The sequence below is a fragment of the Ruegeria sp. CF2 genome (assembly GCF_056537385.1).
Genome location: NZ_JBQFRL010000001.1, coordinates 1,157,111 through 1,178,324, shown reverse-complemented (window position 1 = coordinate 1,178,324; position 21,214 = coordinate 1,157,111). Strand labels below are relative to the sequence as shown.

Annotated in this window: 23 protein-coding genes; 12 read left to right on the top strand and 11 right to left on the bottom strand. The window is 59.4% G+C overall.

Going from position 1 to position 21,214, the window contains the following annotated elements; genetic code table 11:
* The 7 genes from ACR0IR_RS05810 to ACR0IR_RS05780 all read right to left on the bottom strand — a co-directional run bounded on the left by ACR0IR_RS05810 (position 1) and on the right by ACR0IR_RS05780 (position 6,561).
* Entirely contained in the window at positions 1 to 255 is a 255-nt protein-coding gene (locus tag ACR0IR_RS05810) for a hypothetical protein (RefSeq protein WP_093962083.1), read from the bottom strand.
* A 188-nt stretch (positions 256 to 443) separates the two neighbouring features.
* Positions 444 to 1,757, bottom strand: a complete 1,314-nt coding sequence (locus ACR0IR_RS05805; protein WP_170338584.1) for a branched-chain amino acid ABC transporter permease — start codon at positions 1,755 to 1,757, stop codon at positions 444 to 446.
* Positions 1,754 to 2,764, bottom strand: a complete 1,011-nt coding sequence (locus ACR0IR_RS05800; RefSeq protein ID WP_093962081.1) for a branched-chain amino acid ABC transporter permease — start codon at positions 2,762 to 2,764, stop codon at positions 1,754 to 1,756. Before ACR0IR_RS05800 ends, ACR0IR_RS05805 begins: the two co-directional genes overlap by 4 nt.
* 210 nt (positions 2,765 to 2,974) lie before the next feature.
* Entirely contained in the window at positions 2,975 to 3,304 is a 330-nt protein-coding gene (locus ACR0IR_RS05795; protein WP_170363452.1) for a hypothetical protein, read from the bottom strand.
* Between the two features lie 328 nt (positions 3,305 to 3,632).
* Positions 3,633 to 4,463 carry an ABC transporter ATP-binding protein gene (locus ACR0IR_RS05790; RefSeq protein WP_170338588.1) on the bottom strand — a complete coding sequence of 277 codons (831 nt, stop codon included), beginning with the start codon at positions 4,461 to 4,463 and terminating at the stop codon, positions 3,633 to 3,635.
* A complete protein-coding gene (locus ACR0IR_RS05785; RefSeq protein WP_093962961.1) occupies positions 4,460 to 5,248 on the bottom strand; it encodes an ABC transporter ATP-binding protein in 789 nt (262 codons plus the stop codon). Before ACR0IR_RS05785 ends, ACR0IR_RS05790 begins: the two co-directional genes overlap by 4 nt.
* Before the next feature lie 131 nt (positions 5,249 to 5,379).
* The gene (locus ACR0IR_RS05780; RefSeq protein WP_170338589.1) at positions 5,380 to 6,561 is read right to left on the bottom strand and encodes an ABC transporter substrate-binding protein; all 1,182 of its coding nucleotides are present in this window, start codon (positions 6,559 to 6,561) and stop codon (positions 5,380 to 5,382) included.
* 167 nt (positions 6,562 to 6,728) lie between these two features.
* Between ACR0IR_RS05780 and ACR0IR_RS05775 the strand changes: the two genes are divergently transcribed.
* Both ACR0IR_RS05775 and ACR0IR_RS05770 read left to right on the top strand, forming a co-directional pair.
* On the top strand, positions 6,729 to 7,826 hold the full coding sequence (locus ACR0IR_RS05775) for a PQQ-dependent sugar dehydrogenase (RefSeq protein ID WP_170363453.1): 1,098 nt from the start codon (positions 6,729 to 6,731) through the stop codon (positions 7,824 to 7,826).
* A 32-nt stretch (positions 7,827 to 7,858) separates the two neighbouring features.
* Positions 7,859 to 8,269 (top strand): hypothetical protein, encoded by a 411-nt coding sequence (locus ACR0IR_RS05770; RefSeq protein WP_170363454.1) that lies wholly within the window; start codon positions 7,859 to 7,861, stop codon positions 8,267 to 8,269.
* A gap of 3 nt (positions 8,270 to 8,272) precedes the next feature.
* On the opposite strand, the gene ACR0IR_RS05765 is transcribed toward ACR0IR_RS05770, so the two are convergent.
* Entirely contained in the window at positions 8,273 to 9,277 is a 1,005-nt protein-coding gene (locus ACR0IR_RS05765; protein WP_170338595.1) for a GlxA family transcriptional regulator, read from the bottom strand.
* Between the two features lie 169 nt (positions 9,278 to 9,446).
* On the opposite strand from ACR0IR_RS05765, the gene ACR0IR_RS05760 reads away from it, so the two are divergent.
* Positions 9,447 to 10,817 (top strand): class II 3-deoxy-7-phosphoheptulonate synthase, encoded by a 1,371-nt coding sequence (locus ACR0IR_RS05760; protein WP_093962074.1) that lies wholly within the window; start codon positions 9,447 to 9,449, stop codon positions 10,815 to 10,817.
* 54 nt (positions 10,818 to 10,871) lie between these two features.
* Here ACR0IR_RS05760 and ACR0IR_RS05755 read toward each other — a convergent pair whose 3' ends face one another.
* Positions 10,872 to 11,546, bottom strand: a complete 675-nt coding sequence (locus ACR0IR_RS05755; RefSeq protein ID WP_170363455.1) for a PAS domain-containing protein — start codon at positions 11,544 to 11,546, stop codon at positions 10,872 to 10,874.
* Positions 11,547 to 11,783: 237 nt separating this feature from the next.
* Between ACR0IR_RS05755 and ACR0IR_RS05750 the strand changes: the two genes are divergently transcribed.
* From ACR0IR_RS05750 to phoB, 7 genes are all read left to right on the top strand, one after another.
* On the top strand, positions 11,784 to 12,674 hold the full coding sequence (locus ACR0IR_RS05750; RefSeq protein ID WP_170363456.1) for a YicC/YloC family endoribonuclease: 891 nt from the start codon (positions 11,784 to 11,786) through the stop codon (positions 12,672 to 12,674).
* A 15-nt stretch (positions 12,675 to 12,689) separates the two neighbouring features.
* A complete protein-coding gene (gene gmk / locus ACR0IR_RS05745; RefSeq protein ID WP_170363457.1) occupies positions 12,690 to 13,331 on the top strand; it encodes a guanylate kinase in 642 nt (213 codons plus the stop codon).
* A complete protein-coding gene (locus ACR0IR_RS05740; RefSeq protein ID WP_170363458.1) occupies positions 13,328 to 13,861 on the top strand; it encodes a gamma carbonic anhydrase family protein in 534 nt (177 codons plus the stop codon). The genes gmk and ACR0IR_RS05740 overlap by 4 nt, the downstream gene beginning before the upstream one ends.
* A 16-nt stretch (positions 13,862 to 13,877) precedes the next feature.
* Positions 13,878 to 14,924, top strand: a complete 1,047-nt coding sequence (locus ACR0IR_RS05735) for an ATP-binding protein (RefSeq protein WP_170363459.1) — start codon at positions 13,878 to 13,880, stop codon at positions 14,922 to 14,924.
* A 70-nt stretch (positions 14,925 to 14,994) separates the two neighbouring features.
* The gene (gene pstB, locus ACR0IR_RS05730) at positions 14,995 to 15,774 is read left to right on the top strand and encodes a phosphate ABC transporter ATP-binding protein PstB (RefSeq protein WP_260066122.1); all 780 of its coding nucleotides are present in this window, start codon (positions 14,995 to 14,997) and stop codon (positions 15,772 to 15,774) included.
* A 16-nt stretch (positions 15,775 to 15,790) separates the two neighbouring features.
* Entirely contained in the window at positions 15,791 to 16,492 is a 702-nt protein-coding gene (phoU, locus tag ACR0IR_RS05725; protein WP_093962068.1) for a phosphate signaling complex protein PhoU, read from the top strand.
* Positions 16,493 to 16,504: 12 nt separating this feature from the next.
* The gene (phoB, locus tag ACR0IR_RS05720; protein WP_170363460.1) at positions 16,505 to 17,194 is read left to right on the top strand and encodes a phosphate regulon transcriptional regulator PhoB; all 690 of its coding nucleotides are present in this window, start codon (positions 16,505 to 16,507) and stop codon (positions 17,192 to 17,194) included.
* Position 17,195: 1 nt separating this feature from the next.
* Here phoB and ACR0IR_RS05715 read toward each other — a convergent pair whose 3' ends face one another.
* Entirely contained in the window at positions 17,196 to 18,107 is a 912-nt protein-coding gene (locus ACR0IR_RS05715; RefSeq protein WP_170363461.1) for a LysR family transcriptional regulator, read from the bottom strand.
* Positions 18,108 to 18,203: 96 nt separating this feature from the next.
* Between ACR0IR_RS05715 and ACR0IR_RS05710 the strand changes: the two genes are divergently transcribed.
* Both ACR0IR_RS05710 and ACR0IR_RS05705 read left to right on the top strand, forming a co-directional pair.
* Complete coding sequence (locus ACR0IR_RS05710) at positions 18,204 to 19,433, top strand: acyl-CoA dehydrogenase (protein WP_170363462.1); 1,230 nt, start codon at positions 18,204 to 18,206, stop codon at positions 19,431 to 19,433.
* A gap of 130 nt (positions 19,434 to 19,563) precedes the next feature.
* Positions 19,564 to 20,331: an SDR family oxidoreductase gene (locus ACR0IR_RS05705; protein ID WP_170363463.1), complete on the top strand. Its 768-nt coding sequence runs from the start codon at positions 19,564 to 19,566 to the stop codon at positions 20,329 to 20,331.
* Here the strand turns inward: ACR0IR_RS05705 and ACR0IR_RS05700 are convergent.
* Positions 20,328 to 21,197, bottom strand: coding sequence for an acyl-CoA thioesterase (locus tag ACR0IR_RS05700; RefSeq protein ID WP_480778989.1), 870 nt, complete (start codon positions 21,195 to 21,197; stop codon positions 20,328 to 20,330). The genes ACR0IR_RS05705 and ACR0IR_RS05700 overlap by 4 nt on opposite strands.
* Positions 21,198 to 21,214: the final 17 nt, after the last annotated feature.

The window sequence follows — 21,214 nt, the reverse complement described above, 5'->3', positions numbered from 1 at the left end:
TCAGCGCTTGAGGCGCCGCTGTCCTTCCTGCTGGCAATAGGCGTCAGCTTCGGGAACCGACATCTTGGTGGCCGGGAAATCAATCGCGCGATCCCAGTCAACCCGATCCTGGCGATACAGTTGGCAGGTCACGACGCCCTTGGGCGTCTGTACCTGGACGGGTGTGGTTTCCAGTTCACGGGGGCTTGGGATACATCCGGCCACAACAGCCAGGACCGGAACCATAAGGGCAATTTTCTTTGTGGAAGTCTTCATGGTGCAAGAACTTTTCTTCTGGGTCAGAGTTTACTCGTTAAGATCGGCGCATCAGGTGAGTGGTGTTTCGAACAATATGCGCCGATATGGTTCATAGAGTGTGAAGCCGTCTATTGATTTTTCAAGCCGCAATCAAGAAACCGCGCCATTCGAATGGCGCGGCCTGACGGTTTCGTGATGAAAGATGTCTACTTCTCGGGGATCAGGCCCCTTGGGCTGAATCTGAGAACAATCAGCAGGATAAGCCCCATCGTGAACAGGCGCATATGTGCCGTGCTTTCGATCAGGTGGGCCTTAAGCGCGCTGCCATCTGGCATGCTGGAAGTGATCAGGTTCATAAGCCACAGACCGATCGGTTCGACCTCGACCCACAGGAACCAGATCAGAAAGGCCCCCAGGACCGAGCCGAAGTTGTTACCGGAACCGCCGACGATCACCATCACCCAGACAAGGAAGGTGAACCGGAGCGGTTGGTAGGCGCTGGGTGTCAGCTGGCCGTCCAGCGTCGTCATCATCGCCCCGGCAATGCCACAGATGGCCGAGCCCAGAACGAAGATCTGCAGATGACGGCGGGTGACGTCCTTACCCATGGCTTCGGCGGCGACCTCGTTGTCGCGGATCGCGCGCATCATGCGGCCCCACGGGCTTTTGAGCGCCATCTGAGCCATCCAGAGCAGGATGAGAAGCACGATCAGGAACAGGAATGCATAACCCAGTTTCACCCACAGGGTCGAAGCGGTCACCGGGTCCAGCCCGAACGAGGCTGCGCGTTCGACGAAGGTCGGATCGCTCTGCAGGTCAATCTCATAGCCCACGATAGGTGAGGGGCGGGGGATGCCGTAGACGTTCTTGACCCCACGGGCCAGCCAGTCCTCGTTTTTCATGATCGCAATGATGATCTCGGCGATGCCCAGCGTGGCAATCGCAAGATAGTCCGAGCGCAGACCCAACGCCGTCTTGCCAATCAGCCAAGCAGCGCCCGCGGCCAACAGCCCACCCGCCGGCCATGCAAGCAGCACTGGAAGATTCAGCCCGCCGATATTTCCGGCAATGGCTGGGTCGATGGCTTCGACGGCTGCGATGCTTGGGTCGAACACCGCGCGATAGACGAAGAACCCGACGACGAGGATTGCGATGATCGCCAGCGTTCGTGCCCGGCCCTTGGGCATTTTTTGCGCGGCCATCACGGCTGCGACAACGGTCGCCGCCCCCAGCAGAAGCGCCAGTACGATCCCGTACCCGCCCGCGGACCAGGCTCCGGGTGTCGGAGGGGTAGAGACCAGCACAACCGCAAGTCCACCCAGCGCGACAAAACCCATGACGCCGACATTGAACAGTCCGGCAAAGCCCCATTGCAGGTTCACACCGATCGCCATGATCGCGGAAATCAGACCCATGTTCAGAATCAAGATCGCCGTGTTCCAGCTTTGAACGAAACCGGTCAGCAGGATCAGCCCGCCGACAATCACGAAAAGCAGGGTGTTTTTGACTGCTTCGTTCATACCGCTTTCCCCTTGAACAGACCCGTTGGCTTGAACAGAAGCACGATCAGCAGAATGACGAAGCTGACGGCGAATTTGTAATCGGTGGACAGGAACTGCACCAGGCCCGAAGGTTCGAGGCTTTCCGGGGCAAGGTAGGTCAGCACCTTCTTCCAGGCATAAGTGATCGTGACTTCGGAAAAGGCGATGATGAATCCGCCTGCGATCGCCCCAATCGGGTTACCCAATCCGCCCACGATGGCAGAGGCAAAGATCGGCAGAAGCAGCTGGAAATAGACGAATGGCTTGAAGCTCTTGTCCAACCCATAGAGAACCCCGGCCGTCGTGGCCAGTGCCGCAACGATGATCCAGGTGATCATCACCACACGTTCCGGGTTGATGCCGGACAACAAGGCCAGGTCCTCGTTGTCGGAATAGGCGCGCATCGACTTGCCGGTGCGGGTCTTGTTGAGGAACCAGAACAGCAAGGCGACGGCAACGACGGCGACGATCACGGTGATACCCTGCGAGGTCTTGATCGCAAGCCCCTCATCCAGCCCGGTCATCTTTTTGAAATCCCGCGCAGAAATCAGGAACCGTGCCCCATCCGAGAACCTTTGGTCATCGGGGCCGATGATGAAGCGCACCAGCCCATTCATGATGAACATCACACCCATGGACACGATCACAAGGATCACAGGTTTGGCCTTTTGCTCGCGGTAGAACCGATAGACCAGCCTGTCGGTGATCAGCACCAGAAGGATGCACCCGAGGATCGCAAACGGAAGCGCCAGAAGCGCCGTCGGCAGGGGCCCGAACCCGATCCCTGCGGCCTGAAGACCCCAGGTGACCAGCACGGCAATCATTGCGCCGAAGGCCATCGTATCCCCGTGGGCAAAGTTGGAAAACCGCAGGATGCCGTAGATCAGGGTGACCCCCAGCGCCCCAAGTGCCAACTGGCTGCCATAGGCAACCGCAGGCACGATCACAAAGTTCGCAAGCGCAACAAGCGCATTCAGTAGGTCCATTATGTTCTTCTCACTGTCCGGGTGCGGCTTTATGGCATGACGCCGACGAAAGACACAACAATTTGGAGCATGATTTTTGCGGCTTTGTGCATGTTTTTATGCGGTTTGGCGGACATTGATCCCGCGCGCTCCGACCGTCTGCCGATCGCCGAAAGAAAAAGACCGCGCCACCATGTGGGACGCGGCCTGAAATCGCAGATGGTTGCGGGACTAGGCTCCGGTTTCCGTGCATTGGCCGCGGTCATTCTGAAGGACCGGACGGCGAATGGACAGGTTGTAGGACAGATCAGGGCTTTTGACGAAGAAGGTCATGACATGCTTTTCGGTCGCCAGGATGAACGTCATGTTGTTCAGTCCAGGAAACACCTGAGCATCCCCGGTCATGTCACCGAATTCGACCGATCCCTTTTGCTCGCCTTCAAGCCGCGTCAGCCGGTACTCGGTTCCATCAATTTCCGATATGCACACAAACTCGCGTTGCTGAGCCACAGCGCCAGTTGCCAAGTGTGCGACCAGTGCGGCGATCATCCATTTCTTCATTTTGACTTCCAATTTTTGTGCCCCCACTTGGGGCGCGTTTCGGGGATTGGTGTTGTGGTTCGGGCGCAGCGATATTTTTGAAATTTGACCTGATTAAAGCAGCAGATTGGCATTCCGGGAATTTCCACAGGCTTTTTGAACCGGTACGCTGCCAGAAAATAATTTATACTTTTCAGATGCCTAATAAGGGTTCTCAAGAAGAAGGGCATAGCCGGAAACACCGGTTGCCACCTTCTGGCCTTCAATTTTGCGCAAAGCGATCAAGCAAAAAGGCCAGTCGAGAATCCCGACCGGCCCCATGAAAAAACCGAATTCTGAAAAGCGTCGGTTAGCCACCCAAAAACGACTTGCGTACTTCCTCGTCCGCCAGCAGTTCCTTGCCGGTTCCTGTGTATGCGTTGCGGCCTTGGACCAGCACATAGCCCTTGTCGGCGATCTCAAGCGCCTGGCGTGCATTCTGCTCGACCATCAGGATCGGAAGGCCGGTGCGCGACACTTCGATGATGCGGTCGAACAGCTCGTCCATCACGATCGGCGAAACGCCCGCGGTCGGTTCGTCCAGCATCAGCACTTTGGGCTTGGTCATAAGCGCGCGGCCGACGGCCACTTGTTGGCGCTGACCGCCCGAGAGCTCGCCCGCCGCCTGATTGCGTTTGTCTCGCAGGATCGGGAACAGCTCGAACACCTGTTCCATCGTGTCCGAGAAATCATCCGTGCGGATGAACGCGCCCATTTCCAGGTTTTCCTGAACCGTCATGGAGGTGAAGATGTTCTGCGTTTGGGGCACAAAGCCCATGCCCTTGATCACCCGGTCCTGAGGGCTGAGGTTGGTGATGTCCTCTCCATCCAACCGCACCGATCCGGCGCGCACGTCCAGCATGCCGAAAACGGCCTTCATCGCGGTGGATTTGCCAGCGCCGTTGGGGCCGACGATCACGGCGATTTCGCCCTTGTCCACGGCGATGGTGCAATCGTGCAGAATGTCGGGGCCTTTGCCGTACCCGCCGGTCATGGTGTCACCGATCAGGAATGGACCGCCCTCTACCCGGTGGGTCTTGCCGCTGACCCGATGGGCCGGCGTCATCGTGCCGATGCCATGCGTGTTGGTGATCGAGGCGTCCTTGTTGCCTTTGTCATCCTGATAGGGATTGTCGCTCATGCCCCGGCCTCCAGCTGGTCTTTGTTTTTGAGCCCAGTACCCAAATAGGCCTCGATTACATGCTCGTTGGCCTTGATCTCGTCCAGCGTGCCCTGCGCCAGAACCTTGCCCTCGGCCATGCAGATCACCGGATCGCAGATCTTGCCGATGAAATCCATGTCGTGTTCGATCACGACGAAGGTATAGCCGCGTTCCTTGTTTAGACGCAGGATCGTATCGGCGATGGTCATCAGCAGGGTGCGGTTCACGCCTGCGCCGACCTCGTCCAGGAACACGATCTTGGCATCCACCATCATCGTGCGGCCCAGTTCCAGCAGCTTTTTCTGGCCGCCCGAGACCTGACCCGCCTTGTGGTCGGCCAAGTGTTCGATGGTCAGGAATTCCAGCACCTCGTCGGCCTTGGCGCGCAGGGCGCGTTCCTCATCCGCAATCCGCTTGCGGCCGAACCACGTGTTCCACAGCGATTCACCGGATTGGCCACCGGGGACCATCATCAGGTTTTCGCGGCATGTCATCGACGAGAACTCGTGCGCGATCTGGAACGTGCGCAACAGCCCCTTGTGAAACAGATCATGGGGCGGCAGGCCGGTGATGTCTTCGCCATCCATCCAGACCTTGCCGCTGGTCGGAGGCAGAACACCCGCGATCACATTGAAAAGAGTGGTTTTTCCGGCTCCGTTCGGGCCGATCAGGCCGGTAATCGAGCCCTTTTCGATCTCCAGCGATGCCCCGTCCACCGCATGGAAACCGCCGAAATGCTTGTGCACGTCCTCGACGACGATCATGTGTTCCCCTGTCCGCGGCTTTCGCGGTTCTTCGTGTTGCCCCATCCTCAAGATAAGGTGGCGCCTTTTGTCATTGAAACAGCCCGGGCACAAGGCCCGGGCTGCTTGGTATCATGCGGTCAGCTGACGGATCAACGGAACTTGACGGTCTCGTTCTTGCCGTCTTTCACTTCGATCTCGCGGTAGGACCCAGCGCTTTCGCCCGGACCGATCAGTTCGACGCCTGAAGCGCCGACATAGTCGATGTCCTGACCAGCGGCCAGCAGTTCCAGACCCTTGGCCAGTTCACCCGGATAGATCTTCTCGCCGGGGGCATTGGCCACATCCAGGATCTTGCCACCGTACTGGGCCGGATCGGCCGACCCTGCGGCCTGCATGGCCAACATGAACAGCGCGGCTGCGTCATAGCTTTCAGGCGAGTAGGGCGACGAGCCGTCAAAGCCCGCGGCTTCGGCCATGGCGAAATATTTCTCGGCGCCTTCACCGCCGGAACCGGCGATCTGACCAAACGAGCCGTCCAGATCGGGGCCGACATTCGCAGGCAGCGAGTCACCGATCATGCCGCCCGGCAGACCGAACGTATCGAACGCGCCGCTGTCCAGAGCGGACTGGATGATGCCCAGACCACCCTGATCCAGGTAGCCGGCAACCACGAGGATGTCACCGCCGGCCGAGGCCAGTGCGCCGACTTCGGCCGAATAGTCCGCTTTGCCGTCTTCATGTGCTGCAACGATGGTCACTTCACCGCCTACAGCCTCGAACGACGACTGGATCGCGTCGGCCAGACCTTTGCCGTAGTCGTTGTTGGTATAGGTCAGAGCGATCGAATTGATGCCGCGGTCTTTCAGAATGTCGGCCATAACCTGACCTTCACGCGCATCTGACGGGGCGGTGCGGAAGAACAGACCGTTGTCTTCCATTGTCGACAGACCGGGCGAGGTCGCCGACGGCGAGATCATGACCATGCCATTCGGAATAGCGACGTTCTGCAGGATTGCGCCAGTTACACCCGAGCAGTCGCCGCCGATAATGCCGGCAACGCCATCGGCGATCATGCGTTCGCCGTTCGAGGTGGCCAGACCGTTGTCGATGCAGCCGGTATCGGCACGCGACGGGGTGACGGTGGCGCCGCCCAGCAGCTTGCCGGATTCGGTCACTTCGGCCATCGCCAGTTCGGCGCCCGAACCCATTGCCGGGGCCAGCGATTCAATCGGCCCGGTAAACCCGAACAGAACGCCCAGTTTGACGTCTTCGGCCATTGCGGCACCAGCCAGCAATGCGGTTGCTGCAGTCGCAGTAAGCAGCTTTTTCATTAGGTTACTCCCTTGTTGGAACGTATTCGTTCTGAGCAAGACCCTAGGCAAGCTGTTCAGAAAAGAAAAGTCCAAACAGGAATGTGTCTTTTGGCTGAACAACTCTATTTGTTTTCTAGGGTTTGGTTCCCGGGCGGCTCATTCTGACAGGGATTGGAGCGATAGATATGATCAGGGTTTTCACGATTCTCATTCTGATGATTTGCGGCAGCGTCGCGTGGGCCGAGTCATTGAAGACATCCGCAGGCGAGGTCTCGGTCACGACCATGTTGGGGGGTCTGGAAACGCCCTGGGCGATCGGCTTGTTGCCTGATGGCAGTTTCTTGGTCACCGAGCGCGACGGCCAGTTGCTTTTGGCGCGTGATGGCAAAGCCACCACGGTCCGGGGCGTTCCGAAAGTCGCGGCGCAAGGGCAGGGCGGTCTGCTGGACGTAACCATCGCCCGCGATTTTGACCGCACAAGAAAGGTGTTTCTCACATTCTCGAAGCCGCAGAGCGGCGGGGCCGGTACGGCGGTTGCCGTGGCGCGCCTGTCCGAGAACGGCAAGCGGCTGGCCAACCTGAGGGTGATATTCGAAGCGGTTCCCGGCGGCTCGGGCGGCCGGCATTTCGGATCGCGCGTGGTCGAGGCGCAGGACGGGACACTGTTCATCACTTTGGGGGATCGTGGCGACAGGCCGACCGCACAGGACCGCTCGAACCACATGGGGACGGTCATTAGGATCAACCGCGATGGCTCGATCCCGGCAGATAATCCGTTTGTCGCGCAAGAAGGCATCCGCCCCGAGATCTGGTCCTTTGGTCATCGCAACCCGCAAGGCGCTAATATCGATACGAGCGGCCGGTTGTGGGTCTCGGAACATGGCGCAAAGGGCGGGGACGAGGTGAACCTTGTGAAGCCCGGCGCCAACTACGGTTGGCCGGTCATTTCCTACGGGACGCATTACTCCGGAGAGAAGATTGGCGAAGGCACCAGCAAAGACGGAATGGAACAGCCGCGCTTGTATTGGGATCCGTCCATCGCGCCGTCGGGCTTGATGGTCTATTCCGGCGGGATGTTTCCCGAATGGCGGGGTGACATCTTCGTGGGTTCGCTGAAATTCGACTATATCGCACGGCTGTCCGGCAACCCGTTGCGCGAGGTCGAGCAAATCAAAGGCCCCGAGACCGAGCGGGTCCGCGACATCGTGCAGGCCCCAGACGGTGCGATCTGGTTCATCTCGGTCGGGCAGGGCGCGGTTTACAGGATTTCCCGTTCGTCCTAGGAGTGCAGCGATACACTTCTAAGAGGATTGATATGTTCCGCATTCTCGCAGCGATATTTTTGTCCCTTTCGACACTTCCCGCCGCGGCCGACGAGGTTTTTGCGACCTATCCCGATTACGAAGCCTTCGTCGACACCAAGATCAAGAACCGCGAGTTCTCGAACGTCATCACCCGGTTGGGCGGCGCCGACGAATACACGCCGCAGCAGATGCAAGTCCTGCAAGGGCAGCTACGTGACCTTGTTCCGTACTACCTGACCAATGCCGACGTTGCCAAACGGGTCGAGCTTGAGAACGGGTTCGCGCAGGAAATGCGGATCTACTGGAACGATAAGAACAGCTATCTCTACTATTACGGTCTCCTGCATCAACGCGACGATGGCGTGATAGTTCTGCAGTTCAGCATCAACACGCGCGCCGAGCCCATTCTGGGCATGTTCTAGGCGTCAGACCGACAGCCGCCCGCTCTGCGTGCCACGCTCGCGATAGGGCGTGGTGTTGTAATGCGCACGGTAGCATTTCGAGAAATGGCTGGGGCTGGCAAAACCGCAGGCCAAGGCCACGTTGATCACGCTCATGTCGGTCTGCATCAGCAGGTTGCGCGCCTTGTGCAGCCGCAGTTCCATGTAATAACGCTTGGGCGAACGGCTCAGATACCGGCGGAACAGCCGCTCGAGCTGGCGGGTCGACATGCCAACATCCTTGGCCAGGATCGAGGGCGAAATGGGCTCCTCGATGTTCTTCTCCATCATCAGGATGACCTGGCTCAGCTTGGGGTGGCGCACACCGATCCGCGTGGGCGTCGACAGGCGCTGGGTGTCCTGATCGGTGCGGATAGAGGAATAGATCATCTGGTCAGCCACGGCATTGGCCAACTCTTCACCGTAGTCATCGGCAATCAGTTTCAGCATCAGGTCGATTGACGAGGTGCCACCGGCCGTTGTCATCCGGTTGCCGTCGATCAGAAAGACGGATTTCGTCAGTTCGACGTTTTCGAACTCTTCCGCAAAGCTGTCGGCGTTTTCCCAGTGGATGGTGGCCCGCTTGCCGTCCAGCAGGCCGGCCTTGGCGAGGGTATAGGCCGCCGTGCACAAGCCACCGATCTTCAAGCCTTTGCGGGCCTCGCGGCGCAGCCAGTTCAGAACCTTTTTGGTGGTCGCCGCCTGAACATCGACGCCGCCACAAACAAGGATCACTTCGTCCCGCTGCAGTTCGTCCAGATCGCGGTCAAGCTCGAACGTCGTCCCGGCCGAGCAGCTGACCACCTCTCCGCCTTCACCGGCCAGCGACCAGGTATAGATCTGCTGATCCGCCATACGATTGGCAATCCGAAGGCTGTCCAGTGCCGAGGCAAAAGACAGCAACGAAAACTTGTCGAGCAACACGAATACGAAATTGAGCGGCTTGGCCGCGCGCTTGTCCACAGTGACAACTTGGCGTTGCTCTTGCATGGCGAACTGTCCTTGATTCGGCGGGCCGAGGCCCAAGGCCTGCGGCGAATTTGACCGACACCATGCTCAAAGCTTGTTTCCGACGTCAAGAGGCGCAAATCGGATATGGTCTCTGGTCTATGGATTTTGTATAGAGACCACCTGAATTACCTCAGCGGAGATCAAAGCTATGACCGAGTGGCAAAAAACGAACTGGCGCAGCAAGCCGCGGGTTCAGATGCCAGACTATACCGACGCGGCCGCGCTGGCCAAAGTCGAGGCCAAGCTTTCGCAGTATCCCCCGCTGGTTTTTGCGGGCGAGGCCCGGCGTCTGAAACAGCACTTGGGTGCGGCCGGCCGTGGCGAGGCCTTCCTGCTGCAGGGTGGGGACTGCGCCGAAAGCTTCGACCAGTTCAGCGCCGATGCGATCCGCGACACCTTCAAGGTGATGCTGCAGATGGCGATGGTTCTGACCTATGGTGCCAAGGTTCCGGTGGTCAAGGTGGGCCGTATGGCCGGCCAGTTCGCCAAACCGCGCAGCGCGCCGACCGAAGTGGTCGATGGCGTAGAACTGCCAAGCTACCGTGGTGACATCATCAACGAACTGGCCTTCACGCCCGAGGCGCGTATCCCGAACCCGGAAAAGATGCTGCAGGCCTATACCCAGGCCGCGGCTACTCTTAACCTGCTGCGCGCGTTCTCGACCGGCGGTTTCGCGGACATGAGCCGTGTGCATTCCTGGACCTTGGGCTTCACCAACGAACAGGACGTGCAGAAGTATTCCGAGATCGCCGACCGCATTCAGGACACGATCGACTTCATGGAGGCCGCCGGCATCACCGCGGATACCACGCATGAATTCTCGACCGTCGAGTTCTACACCAGCCACGAAGGACTGCTGTTGGAGTATGAAGAAGCGCTGACGCGACTGGATTCGACTTCGGGCAAATGGCTGGCCGGCTCGGGCCATATGATCTGGATCGGCGACCGCACCCGTCAGCCCGACGGCGCGCATGTCGAATTCTGCCGCGGCGTGCTGAACCCGATCGGCCTGAAATGCGGCCCGACCACCACGGCCGAGGACCTCAAGGTTCTGATGTCCAAGCTGAACCCGGACAACGAAGAAGGCCGTCTGACCCTGATCGCGCGCTTCGGCGCGGGCAAAGCGGGCGAGCACCTGCCGCGCCTGATCAAGGCCGTCAAGGAAGAGGGCGCCAAGGTGACCTGGGTCTGCGACCCGATGCACGGCAACACGATCAAGTCGGCCACCGGCTACAAGACCCGGCCGTTCGAATCGGTCCTGCGCGAGGTGCGGGATTTCTTCGGCGTGCATCAGGCCGAGGGCACGATCCCCGGCGGCGTGCATTTCGAGATGACCGGACTGGACGTGACCGAATGCACCGGCGGCGTCCGCGCCGTCAGCGAAGAGGACCTGTCGGACCGCTACCACACCGCCTGCGACCCGCGTTTGAACGCATCGCAGTCGCTGGAGCTGGCGTTCCTGGTGGCTGAAGAGCTGACCAACCTGCGCCGTGACCGAAAGGACCGCGCGGCAAGCTGAGGCATGTCGGATTGAAACGCAAACGGCGGGCCCTCGGGTCCGCCGTTCTGCTTTTCACTCGTCGCGAGAGAAGACCAGCCGCAGGTGTTTCGCCGGTCTCTGGAAATCGGCCTGATCCTCGGCAAAGCCCGCCTCGAAAGGCCGGCTGTTGTGGGCCTGATCCTGAATGTTCACCAGTGTGCGGATCCGAGTGTCCTCGATTCCGAACCGTCGCGGCGTAGCGCCTATCGTGCCATCGCTGACCATCACACCCAGCACCCGGCTGACATCCCCCAGATCGCTTCTGAGGGGCAACAGGATCATGTGGGCCTGCAGCCGCGTCCGGCCGAGCTTGCCTTTTGAAACAAGGCTGAACTCACCGATCGCCGGAGCGGCGAACACCTCTTCCAGGGCCTCTGACACCTGATCACGGGCGCTGGGATCAAAGAAGGCGGTCAGAGGCATTCCGCGCACCTCCATCCCCGCGATCTTGTTCAGATGGCTTCCCGCCAGTCGAAACCGGGCGAGGCCGGGCGCGATGCGTTCCAGAATGAATGTGTATTCCAGAATGTTTTCGAGGCCGCGTGGGTCGATCTGGGAACGCTTGGGAACGCCGTCGCCGCTCAGCAGCGCGGTCCAATACGCCTCGGCCTGACGGATGGGGGACAGACTGCGCCCACTGTCAAAGCGATCCATTGCGATGATCTTTCCAGCTTTCGACCCGGAACCATTCCAGAAGAAGGTTTTCATTACCATGCACCTCGTGTCGATTGGCGGCCATCCGGTCCGTGCGCCATGCGAAGCGATAGCGGCCGACCCATCCTTCGACTGACAGATTGACACGGGTTTATTCAATTTTGGACCAAATCTTTAAGGAATGGTTAACTTCTTGCGTTGAATTGCACATCCGGCAAGGTCTTGCCCTATGGGGTACGATAGCTTTAGGTGCAGCAGAACAAGGCTGCGCAGCAGTGGGAAAGGGCAGGCATGATCAAATCCATGACCGGTTTTGCATCCGGAAAGGGCGCATTGGGGCCGCACAGCTGGAGCTGGGAACTGCGCAGCGTCAACGGCAAGGGCCTGGACATGCGGTTGCGGGTGCCGGACTGGCTGACGGGACTTGAGGCTGCGCTGCGCGCGGATATGTCCAAACAGGTCAGCCGGGGCAACGTGACGCTGAGCCTGCGCGTCGCCCGCGAGGAAACCGCTGCCGAACTGAAACTGAACGAAGGCGCAATGACCGCCGCGCTGGATGCGTTGGCGCAGGCCGAGGAATTGGCGGTCAACAAGGGTGTCGCGTTTGCACCGTCAAAGGCCAGCGATCTGCTGATGATCAAAGGGATGCTGGACGCGGCAGCCGAAGACGACGATCCCGCGCCGCTGGTCGAGGCGTTGAAATCCGAATTTGGTAGTCTGCTGGCCGAGTTTGTGGAAATGCGCCGGGATGAGGGGCAAGCCCTGGCTTCCGTCCTGTCGGCCCAGTTGGATCAGATCCAGACCCTGACCGAGCAGGCCACCGAGTTGGCCGAGCGGCGCAAGGAAGCCATGGCCGACACTCTGCGCCAGAACCTAGCGCGGGTCATGGAAAACAGCCAGGGCGCTGATCCCGACCGGGTGGCGCAGGAGTTGGCCCTGATCGCGGTCAAAGCGGATATCACCGAAGAACTGGACCGCCTGGCCGCGCATGTCGTAGCCGCACGCGCACTGCTGGAGCAGGAGGCCCCGGTCGGCCGCAAGTTGGATTTCCTGATGCAGGAGTTCAACCGCGAGGCCAACACGCTGTGCTCCAAATCCCAGAACTCGGAGTTGACATCAGTCGGTCTGGAGTTGAAGGCGGTGATCGACCAGTTGAGAGAGCAGGTGCAAAATGTTGAATAAGCAAGGGAAAGCGTAATGGCGGATCGCCGCGGTCTACTCATCATCCTGTCGTCGCCCTCGGGTGCCGGGAAATCCACTTTGGCCCGTCGCCTGATGGAGTGGGACACCGAACTCGAGTTTTCGATCTCGGCCACCACACGCGCCCCGCGCCCGGGTGAGGAACATGGACGCGAATACTATTTTCTTAGCGAAGATGATTTCCGCCAGCAGGTATCAAACGGGCAGATGCTGGAACATGCCCATGTGTTCGGCAATTTCTACGGCTCACCCGCTGGACCAGTGCGCGAAGCGATCCAGAGCGGGCGGGACGTGCTGTTTGACGTAGACTGGCAGGGTGAAGTGCAGATCCGGAATTCCGAGCTGGGCAAACATGCTTTGTCCATTTTCATTCTACCGCCATCGATCAAAGAGCTGCGCCGCCGGCTTGAAACCCGCGGTCAGGACAGCGCCGACGTCATTTCCAAGCGCATGATGAAAAGCTGGGACGAAATCAGCCATTGGGGATACTACGACTATGTGTTGATCAATGACGATCTGGCCGCAACCGAGGAAAAGCTGAAGACGATCGTCAGCGCCGAGCGGATGCGCCGTATTCAGCAGCCCCGGTTGCAGGATCACGTCCGCGCCCTTCAATACGAATTCGAGAGCATGTCATGACCATTTACGCATTGGGACAGGACGTCCCGCAGATTCACGAAGACAGCTGGGTTGCACCGGACGCGAACCTGATCGGCAAAGTCGTCCTTGAGCAAGGTGCATCCGTCTGGTTCGGGTGCACGATCCGAGCCGATCACGAAGAAATCCGCGTGGGCGAGGGCAGCAACGTGCAGGAGAACTGCGTGATGCATATCGACGCCGGTTTTCCTCTGACGATCGGAAAGAATTGCACCATCGGCCACAAAGTGATGCTGCATGGCTGCACCATCGGCGACAACAGCCTGATTGGTATGGGAGCCATCGTCCTGAACGGCGCGAAGATCGGCCGGAACTGCCTGATCGGGGCAGGGGCCCTGATCACGGAAGGCAAGGAGATCCCCGACAACTCGCTGGTGATGGGAGCCCCTGGCAAGGTGGTCCGGCAACTGGACGAAGCGGCGGCCCGGCGGATCACGTTCAGCGCGCTCCACTATCAAGAGAACATGCGCAAGTTCCGGGAAACGCTGACGCCCGTTTCGCCCGTCGCATAGGTCCTGTGAACCGGTCATGAGCAACGAACTGCTTGCCGAAGTCGTCTCTGCTTTGCCGATGCCCGCATTGATGGTCGATCAGACCGAGCGGATCATCGCCTCGAACGCGGATGCGCGTGCGCTGTTGGGCCGAAACATCGACGGTCGCCATTTTGCGACGATCCTGCGACAGCCGCAGGTCATCGAAGCGATGGAGAAAAGCTTGCGGAGCAAGGGGCCGGCCAACAGCCGGCATCTGGCGAACGACGGCGCACAGGACACTGCGTTTCAGGTCCACTGTCGGTACATGCAGGGCGTTGGCGCGGTTTCCGGTGGCGCGGTTCTGGCAACGTTCATGGATGTGACCCACCTTGAACAGGCCAGCCAGATGCGCCGTGACTTCGTTGCCAATGTCAGCCACGAACTTCGTACCCCACTGACCGCTCTGATGGGCTTCATCGAGACCTTGCAAGGACCGGCGAAGGATGACGCGGCGGCCCGGGACAGATTCCTGAAGATCATGACAGCCGAGGCCAACCGGATGAATCGCCTGGTCGGTGACCTGCTGTCCTTGAATCGGGTCGAGAGCGAAGAGCGCATTCGGCCAAGGCAGCAGATTGAACTGATCGAGCTGCTGCGCGTGACGCTCGAGACGTTGCGCCCCTTGGCGGATGACGCGGGCGTTTGCCTGTCTCTGAGCGCCCCGGATAACCCCGTTCGCCTTCCGGGCGACAATGACCAGCTGCGGCAGGTCTTCACCAACCTGATTGAAAACGCGATCAAATATGGCGGCAGCGGTGGCGGTGTCGATGTGCAAGTGACGGTTTCAGATCAGGATACCGCGATCCGGGGACCGGCCGCCCGGGTGAGGGTCATCGACAAGGGCCCTGGCATCGATCCGGTTCATCTGCCTCGACTTACCGAACGGTTTTACCGCGCCGACAGCCACCGCTCGCGCGAGTTGGGGGGGACGGGGCTGGGCCTGGCTATCGTCAAGCACATCATCAACCGCCACCGCGGTCGGTTGCGGGTGGAAAGTGATTTGGGAAAGGGCGCGGTGTTCACCGTCATTTTGCCCATGTAAGACTGGCGCGTGATAGGCTAGGAACGGTCAAGCCGAGTACTCGGACCAAAAAACGAAGGACCCGCCACCCGTGGATAGCGCATTGGAAACCGAAACCCTCAAGGTCTCAGCCAGGAACGTGAACGTGTTCTATGGTGACACGCACGCCATCAAGGACGTGAATGTAGAAATCCAGGACAAGACCGTTACGGCGTTCATCGGGCCCTCGGGGTGCGGCAAGTCTACCTTTTTGCGGTGTCTGAACCGGATGAACGACACCATCGACATCTGTCGGGTCGAGGGTGAAATCCGCCTGGATGGGGAAGACATCTATGACAAGCGGATCGACCCCGTGCAACTGCGCGCCAAGGTCGGCATGGTGTTTCAGAAACCCAACCCTTTTCCAAAGTCGATCTATGACAACATCGCATACGGCCCGCGCATTCATGGTCTGGCCAAGACCAAGGCCGAACTTGACGAGATCGTCGAGAAATCCTTGCGCCGCGGCGCCATCTGGGACGAGGTGAAGGATCGCCTGGATGCCCCTGGTACTGGTTTGTCAGGAGGGCAACAACAGCGCCTGTGTATCGCACGCGCCATCGCCACGGCACCCGAAGTTCTGTTGATGGACGAGCCCTGTTCGGCACTGGACCCGATTGCCACCGCCCAGGTCGAAGAGCTGATTGATGAACTGCGTGAGAGGTTTTCGGTCGTGATTGTCACCCACTCGATGCAACAGGCGGCGCGCGTCAGCCAGAAAACGGCGTTTTTTCACTTGGGCAATCTTGTCGAGTTCGGTGATACCGCCCAAATCTTCACCAACCCCGAAGACCCGCGTACCGAAAGCTACATCACCGGCCGTATCGGCTGAGAACAGGTAAAAGACCATGAGCGAACAACATATTGCATCTGCCTTCGACCGCGATCTTGAGGCGGTTCAAGCCCACATCATGAAAATGGGTGGTCTGGTCGAGGCCGCGATTACAGGTGCGGCCCGTTCGCTGGAAACGCGGGATGAGGAGCTTGCACAGCAGGTACGGCAGGGCGACAAGGCGATTGATGCGCTTGAGGACCTGATCAACGAGGAAACCGCCCGGGTAATCGCTCTGCGGGCGCCCACCGCCGGCGACCTACGGTTGGTGCTGTCCGTTCTCAAGGTTTCGGCCAACCTGGAACGCATCGGCGATTACGCAAAGAACATCGCCAAGCGCACCACCATTCTGGTCGAGGCCAACCAGATCGGCGGCAGCACCGCCGCACTGCGCCGCATGGCGCGCGAGGTCGAGCGGATGCTGCGTGACGCATTGGATGCCTATATTCAACGGGATGCTGAACTGGCCCGTGACGTCATCGATCGGGACCAGGAAGTGGACCAGATGTACAACGGCCTGTTCCGCGAGTTGCTGACCTTCATGGCAGAAGACCCGCGCAACATCACGGCCTGCATGCATCTCCATTTCATCGCCAAGAACATCGAGCGGATGGGCGACCACGTCACTGCCATCGCCGAACAGGTTATCTATCTGGTGACCGGCGAACGGCCGACCGAAGCCCGCCCGAAAGCAGACAACACCTCGCAATCTCTGTAGGGGGTGGCCGGCATGCCGACGGGCCAGCCGACTATCCTGATTGTCGATGATGAGCCCGCGCTGCGCGAGGTGCTGGCCTACAACATGCAGTCCGCCGGGTACGAAGTGGTTCAGGCGGCAAGCGGCGAAGAAGCCCTGGTGCTGGTTCAAGAGGTGGCGCCTGATCTGATTGTTCTTGACTGGATGATGCCCAATCTCAGCGGGATTGAGCTGTGTCGTCAGCTAAAGGCACGCCCGCAGACTCGCGCGATTCCGATTATCATGCTGTCGGCGCGGTCCGATGAGGCGGACAAGGTGCGCGGTTTGGAGACGGGGGCCGATGACTATGTGGCCAAACCATATTCGATGGCGGAGGTGATGGCGCGGATCCGAGCTCAACTGCGTCGGGTACGCCCGGCGGCGGCTGCGGAAACCCTAGAATATCACGACATCGTCGTGGACCTCGAAAGCCACAAGGGCAGTCGGGCGGGCAAGCCGCTCCGGATGGGGCCAACCGAATTCCGGCTGCTGTGCACCTTCATGGAAAAACCGGGGCGCGTGTTCAGTCGCGATCAGCTATTGGACCGTGCCTGGGGGCGCGACGTCTATGTCGATTCCCGCACCGTGGATGTCCATGTTGGTCGACTGCGCAAGGCTTTGACGGCGTTTGGCGGAGCCGACCCCCTTCGAACGGTTCGAGGTGCTGGTTACGCGCTGGATTAGCCTATCTGGGCAGTGTTTCGTCGTTTTGGGCCTGAGACGCCAACCAGTGACGGAAGTGCCGAAGTGTCGGATCTTCGGACTTTGAGCTTGGCCAGACCAGGTAATATGCCCCCATGGTTTCAACCGGATCCTTGCAGGCTGCAACAAGCCTGCCGGTCGCCAGGTCTTGCTCGATCAGATAGTTGGGCAGCAGGGCGACGCCCAGCCCATGCAGGGCGGCTTGATTGATGGTCGTGAATTGATCGTGCACCGTACCGGGCAGGGCGCCTGAATGCGGAACGCCCATTTGCTTGAACCAGTCTTGCCAGGCGCGCGGGCGGGTCTGGATGTGAAGAAGGGGCAGTTTCAGCAATTCGCGCGGATCGTCCGGCGCGCCTCCTGGCAGCAGCGAGGGGGCACATACCGGCAGAACCCTTTCCACCTTCAGCAGCAGACGCTCAGTTCCGGGCCAATCTGGTTCCCCGAAATGTAACGCGGCATCAAAGGGTTCTGATGAGAAGTTGAATGGCCTCAGACGCGTGGACATGTTGATCGTGATGTCAGGATGCAAACGGGCGAAATCCGGCAGCCGTGGCACCAGCCAACGCATTCCGAATGTCGGCAGGATTGCCAGATTCAGCGTTCCACCCACTGGCGCGACGTGCAGTTTCAGGGAGGCCTGCGCAATTTGGTTCAGACCTTGTCGTATTTCCGCGACATACTCCTGCGCCACCGGCGTCAACGCCAATCGCTTCTTGTCACGCAGAATGAGCTGCACGCCCAGCTGGGTCTCGAGCGTCTGCAGTTGCCGGCTGACGGCGCTCTGGGTCAGCGCAAGCTCTTCCGCGGCGGCCGAGGCGGAACCCAAACGGTCCAACGCTTCGAGCGCGCGAAGCGAAGAAATTGACGGAAAGAGTCGACGAGGCGTATCCATCTATGCGTTTTACTCATGAAAACTTGCAAATGTCTCGCTGTTTTTTGCGTAAATTGCAGGGTAGGGTGCGTATGAACTTCAGTTTGGAGCCAGAAGATGAACGCCCCCGACACCAAACCTGCATTGCGCGCAAAGGATGCGCCCGATCTTGGCCGCTTTACATGGGACGATCCGTTCCGCCTGTCTGATCAACTGACCGAGGATGAACGCCTGATCGCCGACAGCGCGCGTGCGTATGCGCAGGAAAAGCTGCAGCCTCGGGTGACACAGGCGTTTCAGAACGAGGAAACCGATCCTGAAATCTTCCGCGAGATGGGCGAAATGGGCCTGCTGGGCACCACAATTCCCGAAGAATACGGTGGGATTGGCGCCGGTTACGTAACCTACGGTCTCGTCGCGCGCGAGGTCGAACGTGTGGATTCCGGCTATCGCTCGATGATGTCGGTGCAAAGCTCGCTGGTGATGTATCCGATCTATGCCTATGGCAGCGAAGAGCAGCGCCGGAAATACCTGCCGAAACTGGCCAGTGGTGAATGGATCGGTTGCTTTGGCCTGACCGAACCGGATGCGGGGTCTGATCCGGCTGGTATGAAAACCCGGGCAGAGAAGATCGACGGCGGCTACCGTCTGACCGGCAGCAAGATGTGGATTTCCAACGCGCCAATTGCCGATGTGTTTGTTGTCTGGGCCAAGTCCGATGCGCATGACGGAAAGATCCGCGGCTTTGTACTGGAAAAAGGCGCCAAGGGCCTAAGCGCACCCAAGATCCAAAACAAGCTCAGCCTGCGCGCGTCAATCACCGGCGAAATCGTTATGGATGGCGTGGAGGTCGACGAAAGTGCCTTGTTGCCGCACGTCCAGGGCCTGAAAGGGCCGTTCGGATGCCTGAACCGAGCACGCTATGGCATCAGTTGGGGTGTCATGGGGGCCGCAGAATGCTGCTGGCACGCAGCTCGTCAGTACGGATTGGATCGCAAGCAGTTCAATCGTCCGTTGGCGCAGACACAGCTGTTCCAAAAGAAACTGGCGGACATGCAGACTGAAATCGCCTTGGGCTTGCAAGCCAGCCTCACGGTCGGACGGTTGATGGACAAAGCCGAAGCAGCGCCTGAGATGATCTCGATCATCAAGCGGAACAACTGCGGCAAGGCCTTGGATATCGCGCGGATGGCGCGGGACATGCATGGTGGCAACGGGATCTCGTTGGAGTTCCAAGTCATTCGGCACATGGTCAACCTTGAGACCGTTAATACCTACGAGGGCACGCATGATGTTCATGCGTTGATCTTGGGGCGGGCGCAGACCGGGTTGCAGGCATTCTACTGATCCGCAATCTAAAGATCGCGTAATCGGTATTATGTAAATAAAACTGTGAGACTTGGCACCGCTACGTTCGCGTTGGCGGTGCTATTTCAACCTGTTACGGTCCTGTGTGAACCCAAGACAGGATGCGCTGATGGACCTTCAGGGAAAAATCGTAGTTGTTACCGGTGCAGCCCAAGGCATCGGCAAAGGTATGGCGACGCGCTTCGCGGCGGACGGCGCGCGTGTGATCTGTGCGGATATTGATGAAGCCGGCGCCCTAGCAGTCGCCCAGGACATTGGCGGGCATTCGGTCAAATGCGATGTGGCCGACGAACACGATATCCAGCAAATGATCGAAAGCGTTGAATCCAGGATCGGCCCCATTGATCTGTTCTGTGCCAACGCCGGCATTCTGACGCTTGGCGGTCTCGATGTTCCCGATGCGCATTGGGACAGGATCTGGAAGATCAACGTCATGTCTCATGTGTGGACGGCACGCCATCTGGTGCCGCGGATGATTGCGCGCGGCGGCGGCTACATATTGATCACGGCTTCCGCTGCGGGGCTGCTCAACCAGCCCGGAGCCGTGCCATACGGAGTCACCAAACATGCGGCGGTTGGTTTCGCGGAATGGCTGGCTTTGACCTATGCCGACAAAGGCATCCGGGTCTCGGTCTTGTGTCCTCAGGCCGTCCGATCGGAAATGACCAAAGGGTTTGAAGACTCAGTTGCCGCGATTGATGGCATGCTTGAACCCGAGGACGTGGCACAGGCTTGTGTCGAGGCCATTGGCACCGAGACCTTTCTGATTCTGCCGCATCCGCAGGTTCTGGATTACATGCGCTTGAAAACCGCCGATTACGACCGTTGGATTTCAGGAATGAACAAGTTAAATCAGCAGTTTGCAGGCGATACCTAGACTTTCTTTCGGGCGCGGCGCAGAAGGCCTTCCTGCGCGACGGAGGCGACCAAGGTACCGTCCTGCGCATAGATTGACCCGCGGTTGAAGCTGCGTCCCTGCCCCGTCCATGGCGACTCCATGGAATAGAGATGCCAATTCTGGAATTGAACCGGCGCATGAAACCAGATCGCGTGATCCAGGCTCGCGCCATTGATTTCGCCCGTGAACCAGCTCAACCCGTGTGGACGCATGCCGGAACTCAGTAGCGCCATGTCCGAGGCATAGGCCAGCAACAGGTGTTGGGTCACGTGATCAGCCTGTTCCGCTGCTCCCATGCGGAACCAAAGATGGTTTCGGTCGTCGCTTTTTTCGGGCTGGAATATGTCCCGGGGATCAATCTCGCGCACCTCGATCGGACGTTCGCGCAGCAATTCGGTGCGCAGCCTTTCGGGAACGCGGCTCAGGTATTTCTGCCGCAATTCATCGCGGGACGGTTGCGTTTCGGGCGCTGGGACATCAGGCATCGCGTGCTGATGGTTCCAGCCTTCATCCTGAATGTGGAACGAGGCCGACATGTTGAGGATCTGCTTGCCGTGCTGGATTGCCACCACGCGCCGTGTGGTGAACGACCCGCCATCCCGCGCGCGATCTACCTGATAGATAACCGGAATTTCCGGATCACCCGGACGGATGAAATAGGCATGCAGTGAATGGCAAAGGCGGTTTTCGACCGTTCGGTACGCGGCCGCCAGAGCCTGCGCAATGACCTGACCGCCAAATATCCGCGTGGGCGATTCACCGCCGGACCCGGTGCCTCGGAACAAGTCTACCTCAAGGCGTTCAATGTCCAGCAAATCCAACAGGATGCGTTCGGCTTCGGTCATTCGACTCTCTCTGGTTC

Coding starts and splice junctions, on each gene's coding strand:
- ACR0IR_RS05780 (WP_170338589.1), bottom strand. CDS start 6,561: ATGAAAAAGCTGCTTACTGCGACTGCAGCAACCGCATTGCTGGCTGGT.
- ACR0IR_RS05705 (WP_170363463.1), top strand. CDS start 19,564: ATGGACCTTCAGGGAAAAATCGTAGTTGTTACCGGTGCAGCCCAAGGC.
- ACR0IR_RS05755 (WP_170363455.1), bottom strand. CDS start 11,546: ATGAAAACCTTCTTCTGGAATGGTTCCGGGTCGAAAGCTGGAAAGATC.
- ACR0IR_RS05750 (WP_170363456.1), top strand. CDS start 11,784: ATGATCAAATCCATGACCGGTTTTGCATCCGGAAAGGGCGCATTGGGG.
- ACR0IR_RS05740 (WP_170363458.1), top strand. CDS start 13,328: ATGACCATTTACGCATTGGGACAGGACGTCCCGCAGATTCACGAAGAC.
- gmk (WP_170363457.1), top strand. CDS start 12,690: ATGGCGGATCGCCGCGGTCTACTCATCATCCTGTCGTCGCCCTCGGGT.
- ACR0IR_RS05805 (WP_170338584.1), bottom strand. CDS start 1,757: ATGAACGAAGCAGTCAAAAACACCCTGCTTTTCGTGATTGTCGGCGGG.
- ACR0IR_RS05790 (WP_170338588.1), bottom strand. CDS start 4,463: ATGAGCGACAATCCCTATCAGGATGACAAAGGCAACAAGGACGCCTCG.
- ACR0IR_RS05715 (WP_170363461.1), bottom strand. CDS start 18,107: ATGGATACGCCTCGTCGACTCTTTCCGTCAATTTCTTCGCTTCGCGCG.
- ACR0IR_RS05760 (WP_093962074.1), top strand. CDS start 9,447: ATGACCGAGTGGCAAAAAACGAACTGGCGCAGCAAGCCGCGGGTTCAG.
- ACR0IR_RS05770 (WP_170363454.1), top strand. CDS start 7,859: ATGTTCCGCATTCTCGCAGCGATATTTTTGTCCCTTTCGACACTTCCC.
- ACR0IR_RS05800 (WP_093962081.1), bottom strand. CDS start 2,764: ATGGACCTACTGAATGCGCTTGTTGCGCTTGCGAACTTTGTGATCGTG.
- phoU (WP_093962068.1), top strand. CDS start 15,791: ATGAGCGAACAACATATTGCATCTGCCTTCGACCGCGATCTTGAGGCG.
- ACR0IR_RS05795 (WP_170363452.1), bottom strand. CDS start 3,304: ATGAAGAAATGGATGATCGCCGCACTGGTCGCACACTTGGCAACTGGC.
- phoB (WP_170363460.1), top strand. CDS start 16,505: ATGCCGACGGGCCAGCCGACTATCCTGATTGTCGATGATGAGCCCGCG.
- ACR0IR_RS05735 (WP_170363459.1), top strand. CDS start 13,878: ATGAGCAACGAACTGCTTGCCGAAGTCGTCTCTGCTTTGCCGATGCCC.
- ACR0IR_RS05785 (WP_093962961.1), bottom strand. CDS start 5,248: ATGATCGTCGTCGAGGACGTGCACAAGCATTTCGGCGGTTTCCATGCG.
- ACR0IR_RS05775 (WP_170363453.1), top strand. CDS start 6,729: ATGATCAGGGTTTTCACGATTCTCATTCTGATGATTTGCGGCAGCGTC.
- ACR0IR_RS05710 (WP_170363462.1), top strand. CDS start 18,204: ATGAACGCCCCCGACACCAAACCTGCATTGCGCGCAAAGGATGCGCCC.
- ACR0IR_RS05765 (WP_170338595.1), bottom strand. CDS start 9,277: ATGCAAGAGCAACGCCAAGTTGTCACTGTGGACAAGCGCGCGGCCAAG.
- ACR0IR_RS05810 (WP_093962083.1), bottom strand. CDS start 255: ATGAAGACTTCCACAAAGAAAATTGCCCTTATGGTTCCGGTCCTGGCT.
- ACR0IR_RS05700 (WP_480778989.1), bottom strand. CDS start 21,197: ATGACCGAAGCCGAACGCATCCTGTTGGATTTGCTGGACATTGAACGC.